This is a genomic window from Streptomyces sp. LX-29, from assembly GCF_029541745.1.
Classification (GTDB): domain Bacteria; phylum Actinomycetota; class Actinomycetes; order Streptomycetales; family Streptomycetaceae; genus Streptomyces.
In genome coordinates, this window is sequence record NZ_CP089746.1 from 4,393,000 (window position 1) to 4,411,486 (window position 18,487).

The window sequence follows — 18,487 nt, forward strand, 5'->3', positions numbered from 1 at the left end:
AATACGAGTTCGATAGCCTGAGTCGGTCAGAGACAGTCGAGAGGCGAATGGGGGTGCCAGGACCCATGGTGCGGCGCATCAACGTCATCGGAGCCGGCAGCGTACGGCTCGCTGCCTGGGAGTTCACCGACCCGCCCAAACCGGCGGGCGGCGACCAAGCGGAGGCCCACCGCTCCGGAGTCCTGCTGTTGCACGGGCTCATGGGTCGCGCCTCGCACTGGGCGGAGACCGCCCGCTGGCTCGCCACCCGACATCGCGCGGTCGCCTTGGACCAGCGTGGCCATGGGCGCAGCGACAAGCCCGCTGACGGCCCGTATACGCGGGAGGCGTACGTGGCCGACGCCGAATGCGCCGTGGAGCGGCTCGGTCTCGCCCCCGTCACCCTGATCGGCCACTCCATGGGCGCCCTCACCGCCTGGCAGCTCGCCGCCCGGCGCCCCGATCTCGTGCGGGCCCTGGTCATCGCCGATATGCGGGCCTCCGCCCTCGGTGCCGCGTCCCAGCGCGAGTGGGCGGACTGGTTCCGGTCCTGGCCGCTGCCGTTCGCCACGCTCGCCGACGTCCGCAGGTGGTTCGGGGAGGACGACCCCTGGCTGGAGCGTCCCAACCCGTCCCGGGGTGAGTTCTTCGCGGAGGTGATGACCGAGCGCGCCGACGGATGGCGCCCCGTCTTCTCCCGCCGCCAGATGCTCACCTCCCGTGAGACCTGGGTGCATGACGCGCACTGGGAGGAGCTCGCCCTGGTCGAGTGCCCGACCCTGGTCATCCGCGGCCTGGACGGCGAGCTCGGGCGGGCCGAGGCCCAGGAGATGGTCCGCGTCCTCCCGCGCGGGCAGTATGCCGAGGTGCCGGACGCGGGCCATCTGCTCCACTACGACCAGCCGGAGGGCTGGCGCCGCGAGGTCGAGTCGTTCCTGGCGGCGGCGGTGCCGGCGTAGCGGCGGCGCGCCCGACGGCCGGACCCGGCGGGGTCCGACCCTGTGACAGCGTCGCCCGCCGGACGCCCCCGGCACCCGCGGCGCGCGCCGCCACCTCCCCAGTCGCCCCTGTCCGTCGAACGGGTGACGTACTGTTCACTCCGCTGCCGTGCTGACGGCAGTGTCGGTCGCCTCGCTGACGTGCGAGGCGTGTGTGAAGAAAGGGACAACGGGGCCATGGGGGTTCGGGACAGACTGCGCGGTTTCGGCGATGCGGTGACCTCGGCGGCGACCACGGCGGGCAAGGACCTCGTGAACCGCGCCAGCCAGGCCGGCCGCGGTGGGGCCACGGCCTCCGGCGACTGGGTGCACGGCGTTCTCGGTGCGCTGCCCGCTCCGGCGGCGCCCGCCGTGGAGCAGTGGGAGTTCTCGCTGGGCGCCCTGGTGTGCCGCCATCCGCGGGTGCCCGCCATCACCGCGAAGGCGCTGCGCTCGCTGGACGGCATCGGCGCGCTGCGCTTCGGCCCCGAGTCGGTGGGCTTCGACGGCGAGGACATCCCGTGGGACAAGGTGGTGCGGATCCAGCTGCACAACGCCTTCGCCGCCATGACCACCGACGCGCTGGACAACGAGGTCGACCGGGTCCGCGAGCTGCTGCCGCCGATCCCCGGCCGCAAGTGGGCGGTCACCAAGGTCGTCGAGGGTCTGGCCGCGGTCGTGCTGGCCTCCGTGGAGCAGGCCGCCGACGAGCGCCTGGACGCGGTCAACGTGGCCTGTGAGATCACCTACCGCGGCGGCATGCTCGGTCGAGAGAAGACGCTGCGCGCCAACCTCTTCACCACCGCGCTCCTGGCCCACCAGGCCGACGTCGCGTACAGCCTGGTGGTCACCGCCCAGGCCAAGGGTGTGCCGGTGCTGCCCGCCGACCCCGGCGCGCTCAGCGTGGAGATGGCCGAGCGGGTGCGCGCGCTGCGCGCGCGCACGGACACGGTGGCGGCCGAGCTCCAGGCGGAGCGAGAGGACGACGGACAGCCGGGCCCGTCGGCCCTGCCGGGCCAGCAGGGCCACCCGGGCCAGCCCGCCTGAGCTCGGCGCCGCGACCGGTGCGGACCAGGGCGGAGCAGGCGGTCCAGGCCCTCAAGGCGGTCCACGCGGTCCCAGGCCGTTAAGGCGGACCCGGGCGCGGTGGGTGGGGCAACGGCTCCGCCCACCCTCCCGAAAAAGATCGATTCCGCATTCACCAGCGCCTTTCCGGCTCGATCTCGCTATTCGGCCTTCCCGCGGTCTTCGTGTGAATGCAGAAGTCCGGTGATGCTAAGGTTTTCGATTGTGTGACCGATTGCATCTCGTATACGGGGGAGATTGCGTGAAAATTCAACACAAATTTTCGATAGTGGCGGTTTCGGTCGCGCTGAGCTTCGGCGGCGTGGTCGCGATGGCGCCCACCGCCTCCGCCGTCAACTCCTCGGCCTGTCGCTTCAATTCGCCCGATGTGAACGTCAAGGTCGACTCCACCGGGGCCCGACTGCGCAGCGGCCCGGGGAAGCGGTACGCCTCCAAGGGCGTGCTCACCAAGGGTGATTCCTTCCGCTACTGGTGCCGCACGGGCGGCATGAAGGACTACGACAAGAGCTGGTCCTACGGAAAGATCCTCAAGCGCACCAAGTCGGGGATCCCGGCGGGCACCCGCGGCTGGGTCTACAGCAGATATCTCGATATGTGACCGCATATCGTTGCGTCGAATGCCGGCCCCCGCCGGCCCGGTGAAACCGCATCACTTCTCCAACCGATGCGAGAGGTTGGGAAGTGCGGACTCACGGGCCGGCGGGGGCTCGGTGTCGTCACCCCTTGGTGACGGCCGTCAGGATCTCCGGGAGACGCGCCGCCGCCCGGGGCGCGGCCAGCCGCAGTCCCGCCTCGGCCACCCCGTAGCCGTACGCCACGCCCAGCGGCAGCACCGTCCACAGCCAGTCATCGGCACCCGCCTGGTGCAGCCAGACGGTCAGCGCGATCAGCGGCGCGCAGATCAGCACGCCCGCGACCATCCCGCCCAGGACGGAGAGGGCCGCGATGCCGTTCTGGCCGGGCGCGACGTTCTTGAAGCCGCTGTCCTGCGGGATGGTGTACGCGTAGTACACGGAGGAGAAGGCTCCGGTGGCGATCAGCGCGCCCGTGAGTGCCAGGGTCAGCCCCAGCGCCTCCGGGAAGGCCGCCCAGTCCTGCGTCAGGGCCGCCGAGCCCAGCACCACCAGCGTCGCGTACGGCAGCGCCACCAGGCCCAGCGCCAGCGCCCGCCCGCGCAGCTCCAGATAGGCGTCGCGCGGCGTGGAGATGGTCTGGGTGACCATCCAGAAGGCGGAGTGGTCCTGACCGAACTGGTTGTACATCTGAAGGCCCATGAGCCCCGTCGCCCAGCACGCCGCGTAGATGCTGCCGGTGCCCTGGAGCACGGTGACCACCGGGACCAGGATGCCGACGGCCAGCCCCGACACCCATCCGGCCTTGGACTTCGGGTCCCGCCAGGCGTAGCGCAGGGTGCGGAGCGCGGCGACGCCGGTGCGGTCCGCCGGCAGCAGCCCGGCCAGCCCGCCGGACGCCTCTCCGGTGCCCCGCCGGCCCGGCTCCGCCGCCTGGAGGGTGGCCGAGTCGGGCGAGCTCATCAGCCGGGTCAGGGAACGCGCCCACCACCACAGCAGCAGCACCAGCGCGGCGGCCGACAGCGCGAGTTGGCCGAGGGCGGCCCCGTACGCACCCTCCCCGGCTCGCCAGACCGCGTCGATCGCGGAGGCGGGCGGCACCCAGCGCAGCACCTCGGCGGCGGGCGTCAGACTCTCCAGGCCGCCCTCGCCGGAGAGCTTCTGCCAGCCCAGGTTCACGAACTGGGCGCCGATCGCGATGAACAGACCGCTGAGCAGGGCGAGATCGCGTCCCTTGCGGCTGGTGAGCAGCCGTACGTTGGCGGTCGCCACGGCCCGCGCCAGCGCGACGCAGACCAGCAGGACGAGGGGCACGGCGACGACCCCGACGGCCACGGCCGCCCCGCCGTGCGCCACGCTGACCACCGAGCCGGCCGCCAGCGTCAGCGTGAACAGCGGGCCGATGCCGATCAGCGAGGAGAGCAGCAGCGCCACGACCAGCGGGCGCGGCCGCAGCGGCAGCATCACCAGCCGGGTCGGATCCAGCGTCTCGTCCCCGCTGGAGAAGAACAGCGGCATCACGGCCCAGCCGAGCGCCATGAGCGCGGTGAGGCAGACCACCAGCGCCTCGGCGTGGTCCACGCCGCGCAGCAGGATCAGCCCCAGCAGTTGGAGGGCGGCGAAGAGCGCCGTGAAGACGAGCGAGGAGATATACGCGGCGCGCCGGCCCGAGGACATGCGCAGGCCGTTGACCAGCAGGGACAGCTTGAGTCTGGCGAAGACCGGGATGGTGGTGCGGGCCGTGACCGGTCGGGCCCGGCCGGCCGCGCCCGGCGCGGGGGTCGGGGCGAGGGCGCTCATCGGGCGTCGCCGCCCAACCAGTCCAGGTCCTGCCCGGCGGCCTGGTCGCCCGCGCCCACCAGCTCCAGGAAGGCGGCCTGGAGGGTGGGGGCGTCACCCCGTACGACCTCCAGCGGGCCCTGGGCGCGGATGCGACCGGTGGCCATCACCGCCACCCAGTCGCACAGCGACTCGACCAGCTCCATCACATGGCTGGAGAAGACGACGGTGGCGCCCGAGGCGGTGTAGCGCTCCAGCACCCTGCGGATGGTCTGCGCCGACACCGGGTCCACGCCCTCGAACGGCTCGTCCAGGAAGAGGACTTCGGGGTTGTGTAGCAGGGCGGCGGCGAGCCCGATCTTCTTCCGCATGCCGGTGGAGTAGTCGACGATCAGTTTGTGCTGGGAGCCCGCCAGGTCCATCACGTCCAGCAGCTGGGTGGCGCGCTTGTCCACCTCGTCGCCGGGCAGTCCGCGCAGCCGCCCCATATAGCTGAGCAGTTCCCGTCCGGAGAGCCGGTCGAACAGCCGCAGCCCCTCCGGCAGCACGCCGATGCGCGACTTCACCTCGACCGGGTCCTGCCACACGTCGTGGCCGACGATCTCGACGCTGCCGGAGTCGGGCCGCAGCAGCCCGGTGACCATGGAGAGCGTGGTGGTCTTGCCCGCGCCGTTGGGGCCGACCAGGCCGATGAACTGGCCGGCGGGCAGCTCCAGATCGATGCCCGCGACGGCGACCTGTTCGCCGAATCGTTTCCACAGCCCCGATATGCGGACGGCGGCCCGGCGGCCCGATGTCTCCTGCGTCTCCCGCGTCATGTGTGCTGAGCCCTTCGACGTGCGCGCGGGGGCTCCGGCGCGGGCCCCCGTCCGCAGCACACCATACGGCCGGAGGACGCCTGCTGTTGGCGGGGGCGGCGACCTCCCGGGGCGGCCGGGCGAGGTGACGGGAGCTCAGCGGCCGCGGGCCGCGGAGGCTTCCCTTCCGCAGGCGTACGCCAGGGCGCTGACCAGCTCCACCGCGTCCGGCAGCCAGCGGTTGGCGGCGGTGGGCTGACGCGCCCACTGCACCGATCCGCGCGAGCCCACCCGGGTCGGCGGCGCCGCCACGTAGGCGCCCTCGCCGTGCGCCACCAGGTCGATCGAGGCCGGCGGCCAGCCCAGCTTGCGCACCAGGTCGGGGACCTTGGGGGCGGCGCCCGGCAGCACGAAGAAGAGCATCCGGCGGTCCGGGGTGGAGGTGATGGGCCCGAGCTCGACGTTCATCCGCTCCATCCGGGCCAGCGCCAGACAGCCGGCGCTCTCCGGCACGTCCAGCGCGTCGAAGGTGCGGCCGGTCGGCAACAGGATCGAGGCGCGCGGAGTCCTGCCCCACACCCGGCGGGCGGCCACGGCGCTGCCGGTGGCCTGGGCGGCCCAGTCCGGTCGGGAGGGGTGGGCGCCGGGGGCGGGACAGTCCAGGGATCCGCACGAGCAGCGCTCCATGCCCCCGTCGGCCTCCAGCCAGGTGCCGGGGAACACGTCCCAGTGGCGCTGCTCGGCATAGCGCACGGCGGCGTCCAGCATGCGCTCGCCGCGCTGCTTGGGGATCTGCGGAGTCTCTGTCACGGTCACGCCCATGGTTTCTTCCACGTGTCTCTCAACTTTCGCCTGCCCCAAGGGTTACGGCTTTCCACCAGGTCAGGAGGGGAGCGCCGACAGGTCATGCGGGGCGCATGGATGCATGGACGGGGGCGCGTGCCCGGGCGCGGCGCGGTGAGCGGGTAACCACCTTCAGTGACGGGGGACCGAAGCGCCCGCCGACCGTACCGCAGACCCCGGGTGGACTCGGAGAAACCCGTCCGAAGCGCAAGCACGACGCGGATGCACGTTGCGGGTGAATACGGGCAAGTCTTGCATTCCCCGTATATCCGCTGGGCATTGATCACCAGGGTACGCGTTCGTCGTGAACGCTTCAGCAGTCACAGGGGGTAGAGCCATGGCCGCTAGGCCGCTCGTGGCGCGACAACCGAACGAACGGTTGCAGGCGCTCATTCAGGAAGCCGGCTGCTCCAACGCCGGCCTGGCCCGCCGCGTGAACATGTGCGGCGCCGAGCACGGACTCGATCTGCGCTACGACAAGACGTCGGTCGCCCGCTGGCTGCGCGGCCAGCAGCCGCGGGGGCGGGCGCCGGGCATCATCGCCGAAGCCCTCGGCCGCAAGCTCGGGCGCACCGTCACCATCGACGAGATCGGCATGGCCAACGGCAAGAACCTCGCCTCGGGCGTGGGCATGCAGTTCTCGCCCACCGTCCTCGGCGCCATCGAGCAGGTCTGCGAGCTGTGGCGCAGCGACGTCGGCCGGCGCGACTTCCTGAGCGGCTCGACCGTCGCCGCCTCGGCGCTGGTGGAGCCCAGTCGGGACTGGCTGATCACCGGCCCGGACGCCCAGGTCGCGCGGACGGCCGGGGCACGGGTGGGGATCTCCGACGTGGCCGCGGTGCGGGCCACCACCGAGGCGATCGTGGAGCTCGACCACCGCTACGGCAGCGGGCATGTGCGGCCGGTGGTCGTCCACTATCTGAACAGTGTGGTCTCCGGTCTGCTGGCCGGCTCCTACCGGGAGTCGGTGGGGCGTGAACTCTTCGCGGCCGTCTCCCGGTTGACCGAGCTGGCCGGCTACATGGCCGTCGACACCGGCCAGCCGGGTCTCGCACAGCGCTACTACATCCAGGCCCTGCGGCTGGCGCAGGCCGCCGGCGACCGTGGATACGGTGGATATGTGCTGGCCGCGAGCATGAGCCACCTCGCCGCACAGTTGGGAAACCCGCGCGAGATCGCGCAGTTGGCGAAGGCCGCCCAGGAGGGCGCCCGCGGTCAGGTGCCGCCCCGCGCGGAGGCGATGTTCCACGCGGCGGAGGCCCGCGGGCACGCCCTGCTCGGCGACGCGCGCGCCTGTCAGCTGGCCAGCGGTCGCTCCATGGACGCCCTGGAGCGTGCCGACGGCCGCCCCGACTCGGGCGACGAGCCGCCCTGGATCCGCCACTTCGACCACGCGTACCTCGCCGACGAACTGGCGCACTGTCACCGCGACCTGGGCCAGGCCGAGCTCGCCCGGCGGCGCGCCCAGGAGGCGTTGGACGGCCACCCGGAGGGTCGGGTGCGACGCCGGGCCATCGGGCTGTTGTTGCTGGCCACGGCCCATGTGCAGCGGCGTGAGGTGGAGCAGGCGTGCCACACCGGCGGGCGCGCGGTGGACCTCCTCGGCCAACTGCGGTCCAACCGCGGGGCGGAGTACCTCGACGACTTCCAGCAGCGCCTGGAGCCCTATCGCGACGAGCCGTCGGTGCGTGAGTTCGGCGCCCGCCTGGAGGTGCAGGCGGCCTGATCCCGGGACGAACGGGGGAGAAGGGAACGACCCCGGCGCCTCGCGCCGGGGGGCGCCCCCTGCGGGTGGGGGATGTGCCTGTCGCGCGGAGTGACCCGGTAGCGTGGCCCGTCGATTCCGTACCCGCACAGCCCTAGGAGTCCCGGTGACGCAGAGCGGACAGGGAAACGATCCGCAGCTCCCCGCGGTCCCGCCCGCCCACGAGGGCGTCGTGCTGCCCGCCCACGGCGACCAGTGGGGCCAGGGCCAGCAGCAGGCGGCCCCGGCCGGCGGTCAGCCCTGGGGACAGCCATGGGGCCCGCAGGCCGCGCAGCAGCCGCCGGCCCAGCCGCAGCCGTACGGACAGCAGCAGCCCGCGGCGCAGCCGCCGCAGCAGCCCGCGGCCTACGGCTACCCGCCCCAGCAGGCCGGCGGCTACGGCTATCCGCCGCAGCACGCCGGAGGGTACGGGTATCCGCCGGAGCAGGCGGGCGGTTACGGCTACCCGCCCCAGCAGGCGGGCGGTTACGGCTATCCGCCCCAGCACGCCGGAGGGTACGGATACCCGCAGCCGGCGCAGCCCCAGCAGCCCCCGCAGCAACCGGCGCCGCCGAACCCCGCGCAGCCCTCCCCGCCGCCGTACGCGTCCCAGCAGCCGTACGTCCCGCAGCAGCCGGCGCAGCCGCAGCCGCCCGCGTATGGCCAGCAGCCGTCCGCGTACGGCCAGCAGCCGCCCGCGGCACCCCAGCCGGGCCCGCCGCCGGTGGCGCCCGCGGAGTCGACCACCGTGCTGCGCCCCGTGCCGTCCGCGGGGCCGACGCCGCCCGCGGCGCCCGGAGCGCCGGGCATGGGTGACGCGACCCAGGTGATACCCCCCGTGGCGCCGATGGACATATCCGCGGCCCCGACGGCCGCCATGCCCGCGGTGCCCTCCGCCCCCACCCCGGGCGCCGACGGCGACGCGACGCAGCTGATCCCCCCGGTCGGGGCGTCCGGCCCCGGCGGGATGCCGCTGCCCCCCGGCAACGCCCCCGCGGTCCCCACCCCGTCCGCCTCCGTGCCGCTGCCGCCGGAGCGCCGTCGAGAGGCGCCCGCGGAGTCCACCACGGTGCTGCGCCCGGTCCGCGCGGACGGCCCGCCGCCGCCCGGGGGTGCGGCGCCGGCGCCCGGCGCCGCGGAGGAGACCACGGTGCTGCCCGGCCCGATCCCGGCCGCCGGCGGCACCACGCCGCAGCCCGGCGGGGCCCCGTTCGCGGTCCGGCCCGGGCGGCCGGGGGAACGGCAGCCGCCCATGGAGTTCGACGGACTCTTCCGGGACGGCGCCGCGCCGGCGGCCCCGGAGCGGCCCGACTCCACCCAGCAGCTCCCGGTCTTCGACGACCGGATGGACCTGGACCCGCCGGGCGCCGGGCGCGGCACCGGGCGCCGGGACGCCGAGCCCCGGCGCGGCCTCTCGCGCGGTGCGCTGATCGGCATCGTGGTGGCGGGCTGCGCGGTCGCCGGGCTGGCGGCGGGTGCCCTGCTCAGCGGCGGGGACGAGAGCGGCGACGACGACAAGAAGAGCGTCAACGCGAGCTCCCAGCCGTCCGTGGAGGAGAAGGAGCCGGCGCCCAAGGAGAGCGCCTCGCCCACCGCCGACCCGGTCGAGGCGCAGGCGAAGGCGCTGGACACGCTGCTCGCGGACAGCAACGACAGCCGTGCCTCGGTGATCGCCGCCGTGGAGAACATCAAGACCTGCAAGAGCCTGGGCACCGCGGCCAGCGATCTGCGCACGGCCGCGCAGCAGCGCAACAACCTGGTGACCCGGCTGGGCCAGATCTCCGTGGACAAGCTGCCCAACCACACCCAGCTCACCGAGCAGCTCAACAAGGCGTGGAAGGCCTCGGCGTCGGCTGACAACCACTACGCGGCCTGGGCCAATCAGGTCGCCGGGAAGAAGGGCTGCCACAAGGGCAAGGCGCGCAGGACCGGCCAGGTCGCCCTCGCCGAGCAGGCCAGCGTCCAGGCGACCCAGGCCAAGACCAAGGCCGCGGACCTGTGGAACCCGATCGCCAGGAAGTACACGCTGACCGAGCGCCGCAAGGAACAGCTGTGATCAGCCGTCGCGCCGCTCCAGGGTCTTCGTCACGTTGACGAAGCCGTCACGGACCGCCACCAGCCTGCCGCCCCGGACCACCTGATAGGTGACGTCGGCGTTCACGATCCGCGGGTAGGCGGGCACGGCCAGCAGGTCGCCGTAGCCCCAGCGCAGCTTCGGGGTCAGGCCGCCGGTGTCGACGGCGTGGCCCCGGTCCAGGGCCCGCTTGACCGCGCGGGCGTCGATGTCGTCGGGGTCCAGGGACATCAGCACCGAGCGGAGCACGGTGTAGGCGATCCAGGTGGTCTGCGAGCCGGGGTCGGCGGTGTCGATCCGGTCGTCGTCGAAGGCGTACTCCGTCACCACGCGGTGCATGGCGCGCCAGCCGGGGTCGTCGGCGGCCGGGTACCAGCCGGTGGCGTACGCGCCCTCCAGGGCGCTGTCCTTGCCGCCGGTGCTGTCCACCAGGGACTGCCGGACGCTGCCGAGGACGGAGGCGATGCGCACCTTCGGCGTGCCGTCCTGGAGCCGCCGGAAGGAGTCGAAGAACGTGTTGGTGCGCTTGCCGAGGGCGGCGGTGACGCAGGCGCGTCCGGAGGCGCCGCCGGAGAGCGCGCCGGCCCCGTCCGCCGTCGTGCCGCCGGTGCCGCCGCCCAGACCGTCCAGCGCGCGCCGGGCCTGCGTGGTGTAGTCGGAGGCGTCCTCGGGGGCGCGGATGTCCTGGGCGGGCCGGCGGCCGCCGGCCCGCAGCCCCGCGTCGAGCAGCCGCGGCAGCTCGTCGCCGGCGATGGTGTCGGGACGCACCAGGGAGACGTGGTCGCAGACGGACGCCAACTGCCGTCCGTTCCCGGCGAGCAGCGCCGCCTGGCCACCGTTGACGGGATAGGAGAAGGGGCTGGAGAACTCGTCCTCGGAGAGGCCGTAGCCGCCTATGTAGGGGATGCCGGCGACCTCCAGCGGGCCCATGAAGGAGCGGCCGTACTGGCTGTAGGAGCCGACGACGGCGACGGCCTTCGCATCGGCGGCCTGGTCGGCGCAGCGCGCGGCCTGCACCGTGTCGTTGCGCTCGTTGCAGGTGATGACCTTGAGCTTGCGGCCGTGGATGCCACCGTTGTCGTTGACCCAGCGGACGTACGCCTGCGCCATGGCCGGCATGCCCGGCATGTTGGTCGCCGCGGTGGCCTCGGGGGCCCAGGTCATGACGACGATGGGGGAGTCGTCGGAGGAGGAGGCGGAGCCGGGGAGCGCGCCGCACCCGGCGAGTGCCGCGGCGCCGAGCGTCGTGCCCAGCGCCAGCGTGGCCCTGGTGCGGAGGGAGCGGGAGGCCGTGGTGCGGCGGGGGCGGGAGAGGGGGCGTCGCCGTCCGGTCATGCCCAGCGAGTCTGCTGTTCGACCAGGAACGCCCTTGCTCTGGAAAGCCGACGCGAGGTGACCGCGGGGTGAATTGCGGGGGCTCCATCGCTCGCATTTGTGAAGAACGTACGATCGGTCATCGTGCAAGGTTCGGAGAAGTCTTCCCGTCGCGGCCGTCGCTCGACCACCATGGGCGCCATGCCGCTCAATGACATGCCGTGGTGGCGCTGGCGCAGCAATGCGCGCTCGGCGCTGCACATGCTCTCCGACCCGGTCTTCCAGCGGGAGTGCTGGCTGACCGGCCAGGACGGGTACGGGGACGTGACCGACGCCGTCTACCGCCTGGTCGAGGACACCTGGCTGGACAACTGGTCCGCCGAGAAGTACGTGGGGACCATATTCCGAGACGCGGAGGAGGCGGTCCTGGTCGACGCCGCCGTGCTGCGGGTGTTGCGGATCCTGCACCAGGTCGGCGCGGACGCCCCGGTGTCGGCGTATCTGGAGCACCCCGGGTGGCCGGAGGTGGTCGCCGCGGCGCGCGACGCCCATGTGCGGCTCGCGACGAACGACGGGGAGGACCCGAACCTGCCCCCGGCGTCCTTGCAGGTTCTGGCCATGATGACCAGAACGTTTCTGTGAGCTTTACGGATGTGCGACGCTATGGAGTCATGACCGACCCGCGCTCCGCCGCCTCTGAACCCGCCTCTGACCAGTACGTTCTCATCCTGTCCTGTCCGGACAAGCAGGGCATCGTGCACGCGGTGTCCAGCTTTCTGTTCATGACCGGTTGCAACATCGAGGACAGCCAGCAGTTCTGCGACCGCGACACGGGTCTCTTCTTCATGCGGGTGCACTTCCGCGCGGAGTCCCCGGTGCGGCTGGAGAGCCTGCGGGCGAGCTTCGCCGCGGTGGGCGAGTCGTTCCAGATGGACTGGCAGATCCACGAGGCCGAGCAGAAGATGCGGATCCTGCTCATGGTCTCGAAGTTCGGCCACTGCCTGAACGACCTGCTCTTCCGGGCCCGGATCGGAGCGCTGCCGGTGGAGATCGCCGCCGTCGTCTCCAACCACACCGACTTCGCCGAGCTCGTCGGCTCGTACGGCGTCCCGTTCCACCACCTCCCGGTCACCAAGGACACCAAGGCGGAGGCCGAGGCGCGGCTGCTGGAGATCGTCCGCGAGGAGCGGATCGAGCTGGTGGTGCTGGCCCGCTATATGCAGGTGCTCTCCGACAGCCTCTGCAAGGAGCTCTCCGGGAAGATCATCAACATCCACCACTCCTTCCTGCCGAGCTTCAAGGGCGCCAAGCCCTACCACCAGGCGCACGCGCGCGGGGTGAAGCTGATCGGTGCCACCGCGCACTACGTGACCGCGGACCTGGACGAGGGGCCGATCATCGAGCAGGAGGTCGAGCGGGTCGGCCACGAGCTCACCCCGGACCAGCTGGTCGCCGTCGGCCGGGACGTGGAGTGCCAGGCGCTGGCCCGCGCGGTGAAGTGGCACAGCGAGCGCCGGGTGCTGCTCAACGGGCACCGCACGGTGATCTTCTCCTGACCCCTCGGCGGGGTCGGGGCCCGGGTCGTCGCCCGGCGGCGCCGGACCACGCCGCCTCGCGTCTCGCGCCGGGCATCTGGCCGTCTCGCGCCGGGCGTCCCGCCATCTGGCCGTCTCGCCGTCTCGCCGTCACGGCGGAACGGTGGGGCGTGCCGCCCGGCCGCGGTCACATACGGGACAGGGCCGCCGAGGTGAGCAGGACGTCGCGGACCGCCTCGGGATCGCCCGCCGCGCCGGCGGCGGCGTCCCGCGGGTCCACGTGCCCGGCCATCAGCTGGTGGAAGGCGTCCAGGTCCATGGCGATGTGCGCCACCTGACGCTCCGGTCCAGCGACCGCCGCGGGTGAGTCGAGAGGGATGTACCAGCGGCCGCCGCCGCTCCCCTCGACCTCCAGACACAGCGCGCGCCCCGGCCTGCCCGCCTCCACCAGCTCCCTGGGCGGGGCGGCCAGCCCGGCCCGGCGGCGCTCGGCCAGGGCGCCGGGCAGCTTTTCCACCCAGAAGCCGATCATCTCGTGCAGATGGTCGGCAGCCGGCGGCTCGTACGGATAGCTGACGGCGTCCGCGATGTCCCCGGCGTGCACCCAGCACTCCAGGGCGCGGTCGAGGAACGAGTCGCGCATCGGCAGCCGGACGTCGCCGAACGGCACCGAGAGCTCGGTGCCCCCGCGACCGGCGAGGGAGACGTTCCGCACCATCGCGTGGGCCTGCTTCCGCCAGGGGCCGCGGATGGCGTCGGGTGCGGCCGAGGCGCCGCCGTACGGGCCCGCGCGGTCCGCGCCGTCGCGGGCCCTGGTCGGCCTCGGGCGGCCGCCGGACGGCTCCGGGGGATCGCGCTGCCATATCGCCGCGGTGCGCTCCATCGGGTGGTCGGGGGCGCCCGGGCCGAGCGGATCGGGCATGCCGAGGGCCGAGGCGAGGATCCCGTCGACCGCCATGAGGTGGGCGATCACCCCGGCGACGGTGGTGGCGCGGGCGACGGTCCGCTCGCCGTCGAACCAGCGCAGCCGCACCTCGGCGCGCCACTCGGCCGGGCCGAAGTCGCGCAGCAGCGCGTCCAGCCGGGCGGCCTCCGTGTCGAAGACGGTGGCCCACTCGGGCACCGGAACACGCGGCGGACGGCGCACGAGACAGCCCTCCAGGACCCGGCTGCGGAGCCGGGGGTCCAGGTCGAGGCTCTCCTCGGTGCGCAGCAGCGCGACGGCCTCGCGCAGCCGCAGCGCCTCCTCGGCGCACGGCACACAGTCGTTCAGGTGTGCCTCCACGGCGGCGGTCTCCTCCGCCGAGCAGGCGGCCAGCGCCCAGGCGCCGAGCAGCGACCTGAGCACGTCGTGCGAGGGCTGCCGGCCGTGCGGGGGCGACTGCCCACGCCGCGCCTCCTCGGCGGTCGCGCCGCCGGACGCCGATGCCGCCGGGCGCGCCGGGTCCGATGCCTCCTTCGCAGTGGTGGGCCGCTCGCCCCGGGCGCCGGCGGGCGTCCCACCAGGGGTCGCGCCCTCCATCGTCGGTTCCGGCGGAGCCGGTTCGTCGAGCCGACTGTCGCCGTCGTCGGCGGCCGGCGGGGGTGGTGCCATCCGCGGCCGGCCGCCGGGTCCGCTCCGGTCGGCGCTGTTTCCGGCCCCGCCGAAGCCGTCGTACCGGTCGAAGCCCTTGAAGCCCTTGAAGCCCTTGAAGCTCTGGAATCCCTTGAAGCCGTCGAACCTGTCGAATCCGTCGAACCCGTCGAAGCGATCCGGTCCTCCGGGGCCGCTCACAGCGACCGCCCATAGCCGGGCGGTGTGGACGGGGAGTGCGCGGCGCTCACGTTCGCCGAGGACAGCAGCTGGAGGCCCAGCCGCAGGCGGCGTCGCGCCTCGTCCTCGGTGACGCCGAGCGCCTCGGCGGCCTGCCGGTAGTCGCGGCGCTGGAAGTAGGCGAGCTCCAGGGCGGCGCGCAGCGGCGCGGGCATGGAGGTGCGGATGTAGTCCGCGCGGGCCGCGGCGGAGGCGTCGCGGATCTTCGCTTCGACCTGCTCCTGCGCGGCCTCGCAGTCGTCGTCTATCAGGGCGGCCTCGTGCTCGCGCAGCCGTCGCACGGCGGCGCGGTGGGTGAGGGTGGCGACCCAGGAGCGCAGCGAGCCCTGCTTGGGGTCGTAGGCGTCCGGGTTCTCCCAGATGTGGCCGAACACCTCGCGTGTGATGCGGTTGGCGCCGCGCTCGTCGTCGAGCACCCGATAGGCGAGGTGGTGGACGAGGGAGGCGAAGCGGTCATAGAGCTCGCCCAGCGCCGCGGCCTCACCGCGGGCGAGGCGCTGCTGCATCTTGCGGTCCCAACGGGGCGGTGTGTCGTGCGCCATGCGGCCCCCATCCCTGTCGTCCCCCGGCCGCGCGGGCCCCGGCCATGGTCTGGTTGGCCCCGGCCATGGTCTGGTTGGTCATGACCATTGTTCCCAGCCCCGCATCGAATGTAGTGCGGACAGGGGACAACACGCCCCTGTTTGGGGCAATGTGGCTCATGATCACGGCTGCGGGTGGTATTGGGGCGATCACTTTACGCAGGATTGGTGGGAGGGGCGGCGCTGGTGGGGCATAAGGTCACTCGTGCGGGTGGTGCCACGGCGTGTTTCACGGGGGATGGGGCGGGCAGCCGCATCTGGGAACGGGAAGTTCCGATTGGCGCGGGCTGGCGACGGGATCCGACCGGCGATCGAGCGAAGGGCATCGGACGCGTGACGTTGAAGGTGATGGAGGGCGAGCGGGGTGAGTGGGTCGTGTTCCAGGTCGCCGGCGAGCTGGACCTGGTGACCTCCCCGGCGGTTCGGCAGCATGTGCACAAGGCGGTGGCCCGTGGTCGGCACGCCGTGGTCCTCGACCTCTCCGAGGTCCGCTTCTGCGACTCCAGCGGGGTCGGCGTGCTGATAGCCGCCCGTCGCCTCATGCGCTCCTGCTCCGGCCGGCTCCGGCTGATCCTCCCGGCCCAGGGCGCCCGCGACGGCTCGCATGTGAACCGCGTCCTCGCGGCCCTCGGCGTCCGTCGCCTCTTCGACGTCTACCCGGATCTGGCCGCTGCCACGACGAGCACGGCGGGGCCGCTCTCAGCGTGACCGCCTCCCGGCGAGGGGCCGTCGACCGGGCCGTGCTCGCGTACACCGCAGGCGCCTTCGCCCCACCGCGACGGGGGCCCGGCGATGGGGTCCGGCGGTGCCGAGCTCGGCGTGACCGGCGCGTTCCTCCCGCCGCGACGGCGGGATGCCCGACGATGGGGTCTCACCGCGCCCGTTCGAGGGGTGACCGCCTCCCCGTGAGGAGGCGTGGCCGGCACGTTCGTCCCGCCGCGACGGCGGGATGCCCGACGGCGGAGTCCGGCGGTGCCGAGCTCACCCGTGCCCGTTCGAGGGGCGACCGCCTCCCGGCGAGGAGGCGTGGACGGCACCTTCCTCCCGCCGCGACGGCGGGATGCCCGACGGCGGAGTCCGGCGGTGCCGAGCTCACCCCGGCCCGAGAAACCCACCGCCTACCCGCACGGCCACCCGCAGGGCCCCGCACGGCCACCCGCAGGGCCCCGCACGGCCACCCGCAGGCCCCGCACGGGCACCCGCAGGGCCCCGCACGGGCACCCGCACGGGCACACGAGCACCCACAAGGCCCCCCGCAAGGGCACCCGCGGTCAGCGGGTCCCGCTGGGGAAGACCGCCAGGACCTGGAAGCCCCCCTCGGGCGTGGCGCCGGCGTCCAGCGTGCCGCCCAGCAGTTGTGCCCGCTCCCGCAGCCCCACCAGCCCGTGGCCCCCGCCGGGGAGCTCGGGGGCCGGGGCGGTCGCGTCGGGCGGTCCGTTGCGGATCTCGACCCGCAGCCCCGGTCCCTCGGCGTGGGTGTCGCAGATCCGCACCCGCACCCGCGCGCCGGGGGCGTGCTTGCGGACGTTGGTGAGCGCCTCCTGGACGGTGCGGAAGGCCGCCCGCTCGACGGCCTCCGGGCGTGCCGTGCCGTCGGTGGCCTCCGGGGTGTACTCGGCCTCGTAGTCGACGTCGAGCGCGCTCACCTCGATCAGGTGCGGCAGGTCGGCGAGGCGCGGCTGCGGGGTGAGGTCGGCGCCGTCGCCGCTGGCCGCGCGCAGGATGCCGACCATGTGGCGCAGCTCGTCGAGGGTGCGCACGGCCAGCTCGCGTATCGTGCGGGCGCCCTCGCGCGCCTTGGGGTCGGCGGAGCTGATCTGCACCGCCCCGGCCTGCAGGCTGATCAGGCTGACCTGGTGGGCGACGACGTCGTGCATCTCGCGCGCGAGCCGCGCCCGCTCGGTGCCGACCACCTGGGAGGCGAGCAGCTCGTCGGCGTGCCGGCGGGAGCGGGTGAGCTCGTCGAGCCGGGCGGCCAGCTCGCCGCGGGTGCGGACCAGCAGCCCGAGCGCGATGGGTGCGATGGCGGTGACGCACGAGTCCATCAGGGTGAGCGTGTTCTCGCGGTACGCGGTGGGGTCCAGGTCCGACACCGGCCACGGGACGAAGTGCGCGGCGGCCAGCAGCGGGGCGCACATGCCGAGCAGCAGCGGGCCCGAGCGGCGCACGGCGACGGTGTAGAGCGCGATCATGGGCGCGAACCACACATAGCCGATGAGGATCCCCGGCAGGGTGGTCAGGAAGACCGTGAGCGGCAGCCGCCGGCGCAGCAGCAGCGCGCCGGCCGCGAGCAGCGACACATTGAGTTCGAGGCCGAGCTCGACGCCGTTGACCAGCAGCGCGTCGGCGACGGCGGTCAGGAACGGGAGCAGCAGCAGCGCCCAGTGCGCGACCCGGTGGCGGGGTGACCGGGCGGGCCGGGCGGCGGGCGCGGGCTCCGGGGTGTGGGCACCGGTGGGCTCGGGCAACCACGCCCGGCTCTGGCGCGGCGCCAGCGGGAGCCGCCCGCCGCGGCGCTGGACCTGGCGGGGGACGCGGGGCGTTCCTTTCGGCACCAACCGAGCGACGGCCTGCTGGGGGCCGCGGAGGCTCGCGCGCGCCGCGCGGAGCGGTCTCGCGATCACCGGACGCCGCCGCTGGGCGGGCGCTCGGCGACGGGCTGCCGTCCCCCGGCGGGGAGCGGTCCCCCGGCGGAGGCCGGTCCGGCGACCGGCGGGCGGCCGGCGACCAGTCCCGCGCGGTCGGCGACGATGGCCGCCTGGACGCGGTTGAGGCCGCCCAGCTTGCCGAGGACCGCGCGGACGTGGTCCTTGACGGTGCTCGGGGCCAGACCCATCCGCTCGGCGATCTGAGGGTTGGGGAGGCCCTCGCCGAGCAGCGCGAGCACCTCGCGCTCGCGCGGGGTGAGGGCCCGCACCGCGGCGGAGGCGGTGGCCTCGGCCTCGGCGGCGAGGAAGCCGCCGATGACGGCGCGGGTGACCCCCGGGTCCAGGACGCTGCCGCCCTGGGCGAGCGTGCGCACGGCCCGGACCAGCTGCTCCGGGTCGGTGTCCTTGAGGAGGAAGCCGGCGGCTCCCGCGCGCAGCGCGGCGGCGAGGTACTCCTGCACGTCGAAGGTCGTCAGCATGGCGATGGCCGGGGGGTCGGGCTTGGCGCGCAGCCGCCGTAGCACCGTCAGCCCGTCCACCTCGGGCATCCGGATGTCCAGCAGCACCACATCGGGCGCGCAGCGCTGCACCGTGGCGACCGCTTCGGCGCCGGAGCAGTCCGCGACCACCTCGATGTCCTGGGCCGTGCCCAGGATCAGCCGCAGTCCGGACCTGACGAGCTGCTCGTCGTCCACCACAGCAACACGGATCACCCGCCGCTCCCTACTCCTCAGCCGCCTCAGCG

16 protein-coding genes are annotated in these 18,487 nt (G+C 73.7%); 8 read left to right on the forward strand and 8 right to left on the reverse strand.

All coding sequences use genetic code 11. The features are described from left to right. Positions 1-65 precede the first annotated feature (65 nt). The 3 genes from LRS74_RS18975 to LRS74_RS18985 all read left to right on the forward strand — a co-directional run bounded on the left by LRS74_RS18975 (position 66) and on the right by LRS74_RS18985 (position 2,640). Positions 66-938: an alpha/beta hydrolase gene (locus LRS74_RS18975; RefSeq protein WP_277742110.1), complete on the forward strand. Its 873-nt coding sequence runs from the start codon at positions 66-68 to the stop codon at positions 936-938. Between the two features lie 216 nt (positions 939-1,154). Then, a complete protein-coding gene (locus tag LRS74_RS18980) occupies positions 1,155-2,003 on the forward strand; it encodes a hypothetical protein (RefSeq protein ID WP_277742111.1) in 849 nt (282 codons plus the stop codon). Between the two features lie 307 nt (positions 2,004-2,310). Further along, complete coding sequence (locus tag LRS74_RS18985) at positions 2,311-2,640, forward strand: SH3 domain-containing protein (RefSeq protein ID WP_260867810.1); 330 nt, start codon at positions 2,311-2,313, stop codon at positions 2,638-2,640. A 118-nt stretch (positions 2,641-2,758) separates the two neighbouring features. Here LRS74_RS18985 and LRS74_RS18990 read toward each other — a convergent pair whose 3' ends face one another. From LRS74_RS18990 to LRS74_RS19000, 3 genes are all read right to left on the reverse strand, one after another. Then, on the reverse strand, positions 2,759-4,414 hold the full coding sequence (locus tag LRS74_RS18990; protein WP_277742112.1) for a transporter: 1,656 nt from the start codon (positions 4,412-4,414) through the stop codon (positions 2,759-2,761). After that, entirely contained in the window at positions 4,411-5,211 is an 801-nt protein-coding gene (locus LRS74_RS18995) for an ABC transporter ATP-binding protein (protein WP_277742113.1), read from the reverse strand. The genes LRS74_RS18990 and LRS74_RS18995 overlap by 4 nt, the downstream gene beginning before the upstream one ends. A gap of 135 nt (positions 5,212-5,346) precedes the next feature. Beyond that, the gene (locus LRS74_RS19000; RefSeq protein ID WP_277742114.1) at positions 5,347-6,012 is read right to left on the reverse strand and encodes a bifunctional DNA primase/polymerase; all 666 of its coding nucleotides are present in this window, start codon (positions 6,010-6,012) and stop codon (positions 5,347-5,349) included. A gap of 358 nt (positions 6,013-6,370) precedes the next feature. Between LRS74_RS19000 and LRS74_RS19005 the strand changes: the two genes are divergently transcribed. Further along, complete coding sequence (locus tag LRS74_RS19005; protein ID WP_277742115.1) at positions 6,371-7,759, forward strand: transcriptional regulator; 1,389 nt, start codon at positions 6,371-6,373, stop codon at positions 7,757-7,759. A 145-nt stretch (positions 7,760-7,904) separates the two neighbouring features. Next, on the forward strand, positions 7,905-9,833 hold the full coding sequence (locus LRS74_RS19010; protein WP_277742116.1) for a hypothetical protein: 1,929 nt from the start codon (positions 7,905-7,907) through the stop codon (positions 9,831-9,833). Here LRS74_RS19010 and LRS74_RS19015 read toward each other — a convergent pair whose 3' ends face one another. Continuing rightward, positions 9,834-11,186 carry an ABC transporter substrate-binding protein gene (locus tag LRS74_RS19015; RefSeq protein ID WP_277742117.1) on the reverse strand — a complete coding sequence of 451 codons (1,353 nt, stop codon included), beginning with the start codon at positions 11,184-11,186 and terminating at the stop codon, positions 9,834-9,836. A 171-nt stretch (positions 11,187-11,357) separates the two neighbouring features. Between LRS74_RS19015 and LRS74_RS19020 the strand changes: the two genes are divergently transcribed. Together LRS74_RS19020 and purU are read left to right on the forward strand one after the other, a co-directional pair. Then, complete coding sequence (locus LRS74_RS19020; RefSeq protein ID WP_277744822.1) at positions 11,358-11,807, forward strand: hypothetical protein; 450 nt, start codon at positions 11,358-11,360, stop codon at positions 11,805-11,807. Between the two features lie 29 nt (positions 11,808-11,836). Continuing rightward, positions 11,837-12,721 carry a formyltetrahydrofolate deformylase gene (gene purU, locus LRS74_RS19025; RefSeq protein WP_277742118.1) on the forward strand — a complete coding sequence of 295 codons (885 nt, stop codon included), beginning with the start codon at positions 11,837-11,839 and terminating at the stop codon, positions 12,719-12,721. Between the two features lie 166 nt (positions 12,722-12,887). On the opposite strand, the gene LRS74_RS19030 is transcribed toward purU, so the two are convergent. Together LRS74_RS19030 and LRS74_RS19035 are read right to left on the reverse strand one after the other, a co-directional pair. Next, entirely contained in the window at positions 12,888-14,294 is a 1,407-nt protein-coding gene (locus tag LRS74_RS19030; protein WP_277744823.1) for a zf-HC2 domain-containing protein, read from the reverse strand. 176 nt (positions 14,295-14,470) lie between these two features. Beyond that, on the reverse strand, positions 14,471-15,055 hold the full coding sequence (locus tag LRS74_RS19035) for a sigma-70 family RNA polymerase sigma factor (RefSeq protein ID WP_277742119.1): 585 nt from the start codon (positions 15,053-15,055) through the stop codon (positions 14,471-14,473). Between the two features lie 387 nt (positions 15,056-15,442). Here LRS74_RS19035 and LRS74_RS19040 point away from each other — a divergent pair, with 387 nt between their 5' ends. Beyond that, entirely contained in the window at positions 15,443-15,802 is a 360-nt protein-coding gene (locus LRS74_RS19040) for an STAS domain-containing protein (protein ID WP_277744824.1), read from the forward strand. A gap of 563 nt (positions 15,803-16,365) precedes the next feature. On the opposite strand, the gene LRS74_RS19045 is transcribed toward LRS74_RS19040, so the two are convergent. Together LRS74_RS19045 and LRS74_RS19050 are read right to left on the reverse strand one after the other, a co-directional pair. Then, positions 16,366-17,472, reverse strand: a complete 1,107-nt coding sequence (locus tag LRS74_RS19045) for a histidine kinase (protein ID WP_277744825.1) — start codon at positions 17,470-17,472, stop codon at positions 16,366-16,368. 242 nt (positions 17,473-17,714) lie between these two features. Beyond that, positions 17,715-18,455 (reverse strand): response regulator transcription factor, encoded by a 741-nt coding sequence (locus LRS74_RS19050; protein ID WP_277742120.1) that lies wholly within the window; start codon positions 18,453-18,455, stop codon positions 17,715-17,717. Positions 18,456-18,487 lie beyond the last annotated feature (32 nt).